The organism is Skermanella sp., assembly GCF_059503625.1.
This window is the reverse complement of the sequence record NZ_JCACHA010000674.1, coordinates 3,385-12,776: the sequence shown is the minus strand read 5'-3', so window position 1 is coordinate 12,776 and position 9,392 is coordinate 3,385. Positions and strand designations below refer to the sequence as shown.

The following is a 9,392-nucleotide window of genomic DNA, read 5'->3' as shown; positions in this document are numbered from 1 at the left end:
CCTGCTGATGTCCAGCAACATGCTGGCGGCACGGTGGGTCGAGGGCAGCGTGCCGCCCGTGGCGCTGGCCTTCGGGCGCTGGTTCCTGACGCTGCTGTTCCTGCTGCCGTTCACCGCACGGGCGCTCTGGCGCTGCCGCGCCGTCATCGGCCGAGAGTGGCGTACCCTGGCGGCGCTCGGCGCCCTCGGCATGGGTGTCTGCGGCGCTCCGGTCTATCTTGCCGGACAGACCACGACGGCGACCAACATCGGATTGATCTATTCGACGACGCCGATCCTGATCGTCGTGTTCGCACGCCTGTTCTGGGGTGAGCGCGTATCGTTGCGTCAGGTCTCGGGCATCTCGCTGTCTCTGGTCGGCGTCGTCGCGATCGTCACGCGGGGCGATCCCGGCAGTCTCTTTCATCTTGCCTTCACGGCCGGAGATTTGTGGACGTTGCTGGCGACCGTCGGCTGGGCGCTCTATTCCGTGCTGCTGAAGTACCGGCCGTCGAAGCTCGATCTGACTGCCCGCTTCGCGGTCATCACGGCGATGGGATTGCTGATCATGCTGCCGTTCCTGGGACTGGAGATGGCGCTGGGCTATGTGGCGGACTTCGATCGGCGGACGGCGGCGACCTGGATGTTCCTGGCGCTCGTGCCGGGGCTTGGGGCCTACCTGCTATACGGAAAATTGGTCGCGATGGTCGGGCCGGGCAGGACCGGGCTTCTGATGTATCTGGTGCCGGTCTATATCGCCGGCTTGGCCTATGTGCTTCTGGGCGAAGCGCCGCAGATGTTCCACCTGATCGGCATCGTGATGATCCTGCCGGGGATCTGGCTGGCGACGGCGGCACCGGCGGCACCGGCGACGGCACCGGCGGCGGACAGGTGAGCCGGCGCGCCCGTTGCGGGCGCGGCCGGTGCAGGTGAATCCACCCGGTGTCAGGCGGCGAGGAGTTCGTCGGCGGGACCGAAGAACTCGTAATGGATGCGGTTTGCGGGAACGCCGGCGGCGCTCAAGCCTTTGACGAAGGTGCGCAGGAAGGGACGGGGGCCGCACAGATAGTAGTCCGCTTCAGCCAGCGGAGTGTGCTCGCGCAGCCAGTCCATGCTGATGAGGCCGGCGTGGTCGAAGTCGCGGCCCGCCTGGTCTTCTGCCCTCGGCTCGGCGTAGAAGGTCGTCGTGTTGGGGCTGGCCGCCGTCAGGGCGCGGGCATGGGTGGCGCCGTTCAGCGTACCGTGGATATGCCGGACGGGAATGCCGCGTCCGGTCCGGACGATGGCGTCGAGCATGCTGACCATCGGGGTCAGGCCCACGCCGCCGCTGATCAGGACGACGGGACGATCGGGGTTTTCCGGCAGGAAGAACTCGCCCGCCGGAGGCGCCGCCTTCAAGATGGCACCCGGTTCCACCCTGTCGTGCAGCCAGTTCGAGGCAATGCCGCCGGGTTCCCGTTTGACCGAAATGCGATAGCCGCGGTCGTCGGGCGCACTGGAAATGCTGTAGTTCCGCTTCAGCGGGTGATGGCCGGGAATTTCCAGCCAGAAGGTCAGGTACTGGCCGGGCCGGTGCCGCAGGACCGGGCCGCCGTCCTGCGGGCGCAGGACGAAGGAAGTGATGATATCGCTTTCCTTCTCCTTGCTCTCGACCACGAAATCGCGCCAGCCGGACCATCCGCCGGGAGCGGTCGCCGTGGTGTCGTAGATCTGCTTTTCGCGGCCGATCAGGATATTGGCAAGGAACCAGTAGGCTTCACCCCAGGCCGCCAGGATCTCGTCGGTCGCCGCGTCGCCCAGGATGTCCTTGATGGCTCCCAGCAGCGATTCCGCGACGGCGGGATAATGCTCGGGCAGGATCTGCAGGCCGACATGCTTCTGGGCGATCCGCTCGATCGCAGGCCCAAGGACGTCGAGCCGTTCGATGTTCTGCGCATAGGCCAGGACGGCGGATGCCAGGGCCTTGGGCTGAGAGCCGGTCTCGCCATGGTGGGACTGGTTGAAAAGGTCGCGAATTGCCTCGTCCGCAAACATGCGCTGGTACATGCGCCGGGTGATATCCAGGCCCTGGGCTTCCAGGGCAGGGACGGTCGCTTTGACCAGTGCGATGGTTCGTGCGCTCAAGTGGGCGGACATAGCGGTTCAGGTCCTTGTGAAGATGTATTGTTAATACATGTTAACAGGCGTTCATGAAGGTGTATTTGATCTACATCAAATGACCCGGCAGTTAAACCCCGGATGTCAGCGGTGTGGCGGAGGCTTGATGTCCCGCAGCAGCACGATGCTGATCCGGCGGTTGCGCGGAGATTGGGGATCGTCCGGGAACAGGTGGTCCCGGTCGGCGCGGCCGACGACCGTCTCGATCCGGTCTTCGGCGATACCGCCTGCGATCAGGGCACGGCGGCTGGCGTTGGCGCGGTCGGTCGAAAGCTCCCAATTGCCATAGACATCTCCGCGTGCGAAACGCGTGGCGTCGGTATGCCCGCTGATCGACAGCTTGTTCGGAAGCCGGCCGACGGCTTGGGCGACCAGACCGAGGATCTGGCGGGTCGGCGCATACATCTGCGAACTGCCGAGCGGGAACATCGAATAGTTCGCCTGATCGAGGATCTGGATGCGAAGACCTTCCGGTGTCTGTTCGATCATCAGGCTGTCGGCGAGCTGCGCCAGTTCAGGTATGCCCTGGATCGCTTGGCGAAGGGTCATCTCCGCTTGCTCGAACTGACGCTGCTCTCGTCGCGCCATCTCCTCGCGCAGCGCATTCTCCTCGATCTGCTGGGTGCTCATGCCGGCGCGGTCGTACTGTTCCTGCGACGTCTGGTTCGGCTCCTTGTCCGACTCGCCGGCCCGGCTTGGCGTCGGCTGAGCGAAGCTGACCGGGGCGCCGGGCGAGATCATGGCGCCGGGAACGGTTATCGTGAGGCCGCCCAGTACCCCGCCGCTGCCGCTGGTCGAGCGGGAGACGCTTGCCGGGCTGAAATAATCGGCGATGCCGGCACGCTGCTCGCGCGTCGTGACGTTGAGCAGCCAGAGCAGCAGGAAGAACGCCATCATGGCGGTCACGAAGTCGGCGTAGGCCACCTTCCAGGCGCCGCCGTGATGGGCTGCATGGGGGCGCTTCCTTCGCTTCTTGATGATGATGACCGGCTGCTGATTGCCGGGGAGGGGAGGCGGGGCCATGGAATGCGCCGGTCAGGTCGGCGGCAGGGCTGAGGTAGCCTCTTCGACCTCGTAGAAGGTCGGGCGGACGTCGGACAGCAGCGCCTTGCGGGCATACTCGACCGAAACGGCCGGAGCATAGCCGTGCAGGTGTGCCAGGAGGCCGGCCTTGAGGCACTGGAAGTACTTTGCCTCTGCGTCGTGCACGGCTTTCAGCGAACTGGCGATCGGAGCCAGGAAGCCGTACGAGATCCACACGCCCAGGAAGGTCCCGACCAGCGCGCCGCCGATCAGCTTGCCCAGCACTTCCGGCGGCTCCGTGATGGCGCCCATGGTCTTGATGACGCCAAGCACGGCCGCGACGATGCCGAGAGCGGGCATGCCGTCGGCCATGGTCTGGATGGCTCCCGAGATCTGGGCGTGTTCCTCGTGGTGGGTCTCCAGTTCCTCCTCCATCAGGTTTTCCAGTTCGTTCGGATTGTCCGAACCGAGCGACATCAGGCGCAGGTAGTCGCACAGGAAGACGACGGCATGAGGATCGCTGTAGAACTTGGGAAACTGCTGGAAGAGCGCGCTTTCCTCCGGCTTCTCGATGTGCTGCTCGAGTGCCAGGAGGCCGCGCGTCTTGGCGATCTTGAAGACCTGATACTGGAGGCTCAGCAGCTCCAGGTAACTGTCCTTGTTGTAGCGCGACCCTCTCAGCACCGTCAGCATGGCTTTGCCGGTACGTCCCAGCACGGTCTTCGGGTTGGATATGATGAAGGCGCCGATCGCGGCCCCGACGATGATGACGGCTTCGAAAGGCTGCCACAGAACGGCCAGATGCCCGCCCATGGCCACATATCCGCCCAGCACGCAGACTAAGACGGTAATGGAGCCGATGATGAACAACATGCCGTAAAGCGCCGCCGCCGTTATACCCGCGATTGGAAATTGCAGAGTGGGCGAGTTTCGTTAAGAAGCTTTTAAGTGCGACCGTGGCCCCCTATCCCACTTGCGCGGCGTGCTCCGCTACGATACCGAAGGCACGACCCGTTCTTCAGCCTGAACCGAGCGACTGAGCGACATGGAATTTGACCGGCGGGCATTCCGCAATGCCCTTGGATGTTTCGCTACCGGAGTGACCGTGGTCACCACGGTCACCGATGCGGGCGAACCGGTCGGGCTGACCGCCAATTCCTTCAGTTCGGTATCGCTGGAACCGCCGCTGGTGCTGTTCTGCCTGGACCGCTCGTCGCATAACCTGGATGCCTTCCGCGCTTCCGGTCGTTTCGCCGTGAACGTCCTGGGCGACGAGCAGCGCGACCTGTCCGTGCGGTTCTCCACGACGATCGGCGACCGCTGGGACGGCGTCGCGTGGGAGCGGTGGGAGACGGGCGCCCCGGTGCTGGACGGGTGTCTGGCGACGCTCGACTGCGAGACGGAAGCCGTCCATGACGGCGGCGACCACGTCATTCTCGTCGGCCGCGTCAAGCGGCTGGCGTCGACGGCCGACGGCAAGCCGCTGCTCTATTTCCGGGGCAACTACGCGACGGTCGAGGACTGAGGAACCGCCGATTTCGCCGCGACGATGGCGATGAGGCGCCCCCGGTAGGCCGCCGCCGCGGAACCGACGTCGCGCGCCAGCGCCTGCGGGTCCTTGTCGGGGCTCAGCGCCTGCATGATTTCCAACGCGCTTTCCCGCAGGCGGTCCGGGTCCGAAGGCGGCCTGCCCGAAAGTCCCTGCGAACGGGCGATCTCGACCCCGGCGGCAAGGTCGTGCGCCAGATCGGGGATCCTGGCACGGCTGCCGGATATCGGGCTCGGCAGCCGGCGGACGATATCTTCCAGCACCGGCCCGACCCGTGCGAGATGGTCGAGCGCCATCTTGTCGGCTTTTCCGTCGGCCCCATTTTCCCCTGCCACGGCGGGCAACGCGAATTCGATCAGGAAAGCAGCCTGGAAGGCGTGGCGCAGGAGTTTCTGTTCGTTGACGTCGCGGATCCCGGCTTCGATCAGTGCCTGGGGATTGACCTTGGCGAAACTGCTGGTCGCCTTCATCTTCAACGTGTTGGGAACTTCCAGCAGCGGGATCGGACTGCCTTCGCGTGGCGCCCTGCGGCGGTCGGGCCCGATGAAGTCGCTGGTCACCACGAAGTTGCGGGGCTGGTCGATCAGGCCATTGATCCGGTCCTGGATCTGCCGGAAGGCCACCGGCTTGACCAGCAGGGCGTCGGCGCCGCAGTTGGTGACCTTGGTCAGCAGGGCGCCGGTAGGGTGGAACGCGGTCACGATGATCCCGAGGAAGGGATTGGCCCCGACCGAGCTGTGCCGCACCGACTGGACGAGCTTGAAGGTTTCGCTGCCGGGACTGGTGGCGTCGGCGATCAGCAGGTCGGGGTTGCCTCCCTGAAAGGCCTTCCAGACATCCTCCATATGCCCGAAGACCTGGAGGTTCTGAATCCGGAGACGGCTCAGGGCCTCCCGCAGGAGATGCCTGACGTTCGTTTCCGGTTCGAACAGAACGCAGTCGATCTGGCTCAGATCGTTGTCGGGCATGGTGGACGGTGTTCGATCTCAGCGGTTCCGGCGCGGCAGGGTGCCGCGTCCGGTCCGCCATTATCGGCCGAATATCCTAATGCTTTGTATCTATCAGCACGAACAGCAGAGCCGAGCGCCCGGCCACATCGAAGCTGGTACCGGCGGGATGCCCCGTGGTATCGGCCCGGCCGACATCGTCGACGGTATTCAGCAGGCATCGCCAAGCGGTACCGCCCGGTACCGTGGGCAGCTTGAAGGGCACCGTGTCGTGGAACGCATTGAAGACGATCAGCAGCCTGTCGTCGGTTGCCGGATTGCCATCGACCGTCATGTATTTTCCGGCCCCGCCGTTGAGCAGGAGGCCGATGCAGCGGGCCAGCCGGTCGCCCCACTGCTCGCTGGTCTTCTCGGTCCCCTGGGGCGTGTACCACGTGATGTCCTTGACGCCGTCGGCCGAAGTCTTGGTACCGTGGAGGAACGCCGGCCGGCGCAGCGCCGGGTGACGGCGGCGAAGGTCGAGCAGCAGGCGGGTGAACTCCTCCAGGTCGCGGCCCTCTTCTCCGGCGCCGGTCCAGTCGATCCAGGAAACCTCGTTGTCCTGACAATAGGCATTGTTGTTGCCGCCCTGGGAACGGCCGATCTCGTCGCCGGCCAGCAGCATGGGCGTACCCTGTGACAGCAGCAGTGTCGTCAGGAAGTTGCGGCGCTGGCGGGCGCGCAGGGTCAGGATATCGGGATCGTCCGTCGGTCCCTCGACGCCGTGGTTCCAGCTGTGATTGCCGGAATGACCGTCGCGATTTCCCTCTCCATTGGCCTCGTTGTGCTTGTGATTGTACGAGACGAGATCGTTCAGCGTGAAGCCGTCATGGGCGGTGACGAAGTTGATGCTGGCCCAGGGGCGGCGTCCGTGCCGCTCGAAGAGGTCGCTGGATCCCGTCAGGCGGCCGGCAAGCTCCGGCAGCATCCCTTCGTCGCCGCGCCAATAGCGCCGGACGGTGTCGCGGTAGCGGTCGTTCCACTCGGCCCAGCCGGGCGGAAAGCCGCCGACCTGATAGCCGCCGGGGCCGACATCCCAAGGCTCCGCGATCAGCTTGACGCCGGAAAGCACGGGGTCCTGTCCGATCGCGTCCAGGAAGCCCGAGCGCGGATCGTAGCCGTTCGGCTCGCGCGCCAGCGTGGTGGCGAGGTCGAAGCGGAAGCCGTCCACATGCATCTCCGTAACCCAGTAGCGCAGGCTGTCCATCACCATCTGGAGCACGCGCGGATGCGTGATCGCCAGGGTGTTGCCCGTCCCGGTATCGTCGATGTAGTAGCGCTTGTCGCCCGGCGCCAGCCGGTAGTAGCTGGCGTTGTCGATGCCCCGAAAGCTGAGCGTCGGCCCCATCTGGTTGCCTTCGCCCGTGTGGTTGTAGACGACGTCCAGGATGACCTCGATCCCCGCCTCGTGCAGGCGGGCCACCATCGTCTTGAACTCCGACAGGACGCCGGTGGTCATGAACCGGGGTTCGGGCGCGAAGAACCCCAGGGTGTTGTAGCCCCAGTAATTGCGCAGCGTCCGTTCGACCAGATGGCGGTCGTCGCAGAAGGCATGGACGGGCAGAAGTTCCAGCGAGGTGATCCCCAGCCGGCGCAGCTTGTCGATCACCGACTGGGTGCTGAGGCCGGCGAAGGTGCCGCGAAGCTGCGGCCCGACATCCGGGTTGCGCATGGTGAAGCCGCGGACATGGGCCTCGTAGATGACGGTATCGCTCCAGGGTACGCGCGGCGCGCGGTCGTCGCCCCAAGTGAAGGCGCGGTCCACCACCCGGCATTTGGGCATGCCGCGCGCATTGTCGCGGCGGTCGAAGGAAAGGTCCTCGCGAGTCGAACCGACGCGGTAGCCGAAATGGGCGTCCGACCAGCGGAGCGCCCCGAACAGGGCCTTTGCGTAGGGATCGATCAGCAGTTTGTTGGGATTGAAGCGGTGGCCGGCGGACGGTTCGTACGGGCCATGGACGCGGTAGCCGTAGAGCGTGCCGGGACGCGCTTCCGGCAGATAGCCGTGCCAGATCTCGTCGGTGTATTCCGGCAGCGTCACGCGGTCGATCTCACGCGTGCCGGTCTTGTCGAACAGGCACAGCTCGACCTTGGTGGCATTGGCCGAGAACAGGGCGAAATTGACGCCGAAGCCGTCCCAGGTCGCGCCGAGGGGATAGGGCCGGCCCGGCCAGACCACGGTACGCGGCGAGCCCGTCGTCTTCATGGAAGGTCACCAGGGATGGTCGGAAAGCGGAGGGAGCGGGGCGTATCGGCTGTCACGGGTCCTGCTGCGCTGGTTTGTGCGTCCGGACGGCGCTGTCGGGGAACCGAAAGGTGTGGGAAATCGCCCGGCGGCGCAAGGGGTTCCGTTCGGGTCGCCTTTACGACTATCCGGCTAGATTGGCCAGCCAGATCCCCTGACCGGATTGGCGGCTCGGGTCCGGCGGCTGGACGAGGACCTTGCGGTGCCCGGTTACGGCATCGGCGGACGCACTCTCGGCGCCGCGGCGCCGGCGGCGCGTTCATAGGCGTCGATCGCCTGCCGCCACGGTTCGATGTGCAGGCCCGACTTGAGGACTTCCTGAGCCAGGACCTGCGTGACGAAGGGGGCGGTGCCCGGTGCGGACCAGCCGCGCCGGGCAGCATCGGCTTCAGGTGCGGCGGCGGCTTCCCGCGGGAGGAATTCGGTATCGGCATTGCGGACCGGCGCCTCGGCCCGCTCGCTTCTGGTCTCGGCGGCAGCCTTGTCGGAGTCGTCGTCCGAAAGCTTGCGGACCTTCCTGGCTGCTTCCCGTTCGGCCTTGCTCGCCCGCGCCGGCGCGCGAACGGCAGAAACCGGCACCAGACTTCGCGAGTCGGGCAGCGGCATGACCGGCAAACGTGATACTGGGCCTACGGCCATCCTTCAGCCGAATCCGTTGAAGATGAACACTCAGGGAATAGAACAATACCGTCCGCGAAAATGACTTAAGGAATTCCGAATCACGGCGGCGACGGCGGATTATCCGAACGGGAACGCTTCCCGCGTGGGTACCGGCAAGGCCGTTCAGCCGTCGCGGCCGGACGGAGCCGGGGCCGGACGGCTCCTGGCTGTCGCGGGATTCCCCAGCCTGCCTAGTCGGACTTCGGCTTGGTGATCGTCACGAGCTGCTTCTGAAGTTCTTCCAGCTGCTTCTGGAGATCGCTCAGGGTCTTCTCGTTTTCCGCCCGGGTCTGCTGCATGAACGCTTCGGTCTGGTCGCCCGGGCCCTTGCCGCCCTGTTCGCCCTGCGGTCCGAACGGCGTGAACATCCGCATCGCCCGCTCGAACATCGCGAGGTTCTGCTTGCCCATCTCCTCGAAGGTCGTGCCGAACGGGAAGATCCCGCCGATCGTGTTCGAGAAGTAATCGCGCATCTGCTCCTGGTTGCGGGCGAAAGACTGCATGGTGTGCTCAAGGTAACGGGGCACGACCCACTGCATGTTGTCGCCGTAGAAGCTGATGAGCTGACGCAGGAAGCTGATCGGCAGAAGGTTCTGGCCCTTGCTTTCCTCTTCCACGATGATCTGCGTCAGGACGGACCGGGTGATGTCCTCACCCGTCTTGGCGTCATAGACGACGAAGTCCATCCCGTCCTTGACCATCTGGCAGAGGTGGTCAAGCGTGACGTAGCTGCTCGTCGCTGTGTTGTACAGCCTACGGTTGGCGTACTTCTTGATCGTGATCGGGGCAACTT

General features: G+C 65.2%; 9 protein-coding genes. 2 read left to right on the top strand and 7 right to left on the bottom strand.

Translation table 11 applies throughout. The features are described from left to right. A partial coding sequence (locus AC5JJ6_RS21645; protein ID WP_496044045.1) for a DMT family transporter occupies positions 1–874 on the top strand: 874 nt, incomplete at its 5' end. Positions 875–924: 50 nt separating this feature from the next. Here the strand turns inward: AC5JJ6_RS21645 and hmpA are convergent. The 3 genes from hmpA to motA all read right to left on the bottom strand — a co-directional run bounded on the left by hmpA (position 925) and on the right by motA (position 4,032). Then, positions 925–2,115 (bottom strand): NO-inducible flavohemoprotein, encoded by a 1,191-nt coding sequence (gene hmpA / locus AC5JJ6_RS21640; RefSeq protein WP_496044044.1) that lies wholly within the window; start codon positions 2,113–2,115, stop codon positions 925–927. Positions 2,116–2,220: 105 nt separating this feature from the next. Next, positions 2,221–3,159 carry a flagellar motor protein MotB gene (gene motB, locus AC5JJ6_RS21635; protein ID WP_496044043.1) on the bottom strand — a complete coding sequence of 313 codons (939 nt, stop codon included), beginning with the start codon at positions 3,157–3,159 and terminating at the stop codon, positions 2,221–2,223. Between the two features lie 12 nt (positions 3,160–3,171). Then, positions 3,172–4,032 carry a flagellar motor stator protein MotA gene (motA, locus tag AC5JJ6_RS21630; RefSeq protein ID WP_044435006.1) on the bottom strand — a complete coding sequence of 287 codons (861 nt, stop codon included), beginning with the start codon at positions 4,030–4,032 and terminating at the stop codon, positions 3,172–3,174. 226 nt (positions 4,033–4,258) lie between these two features. Here motA and AC5JJ6_RS21625 point away from each other — a divergent pair, with 226 nt between their 5' ends. After that, on the top strand, positions 4,259–4,684 hold the full coding sequence (locus AC5JJ6_RS21625) for a flavin reductase family protein (protein WP_496044042.1): 426 nt from the start codon (positions 4,259–4,261) through the stop codon (positions 4,682–4,684). On the opposite strand, the gene AC5JJ6_RS21620 is transcribed toward AC5JJ6_RS21625, so the two are convergent. The 4 genes from AC5JJ6_RS21620 to phaR form a co-directional block, all read right to left on the bottom strand. Continuing rightward, a complete protein-coding gene (locus AC5JJ6_RS21620; protein WP_496044041.1) occupies positions 4,663–5,676 on the bottom strand; it encodes a response regulator transcription factor in 1,014 nt (337 codons plus the stop codon). The two genes, AC5JJ6_RS21625 and AC5JJ6_RS21620, sit on opposite strands and share 22 nt — an antisense overlap. Positions 5,677–5,752: 76 nt before the next feature. Then, positions 5,753–7,900 (bottom strand): glycogen debranching protein GlgX, encoded by a 2,148-nt coding sequence (gene glgX / locus AC5JJ6_RS21615; protein ID WP_496044040.1) that lies wholly within the window; start codon positions 7,898–7,900, stop codon positions 5,753–5,755. A 249-nt stretch (positions 7,901–8,149) separates the two neighbouring features. Further along, on the bottom strand, positions 8,150–8,545 hold the full coding sequence (locus tag AC5JJ6_RS21610; protein WP_496044039.1) for a hypothetical protein: 396 nt from the start codon (positions 8,543–8,545) through the stop codon (positions 8,150–8,152). Between the two features lie 245 nt (positions 8,546–8,790). After that, positions 8,791–9,392, bottom strand: a 602-nt coding sequence (gene phaR, locus AC5JJ6_RS21605; RefSeq protein WP_496044038.1) for a polyhydroxyalkanoate synthesis repressor PhaR, incomplete at its 5' end; no start/stop codon positions are given.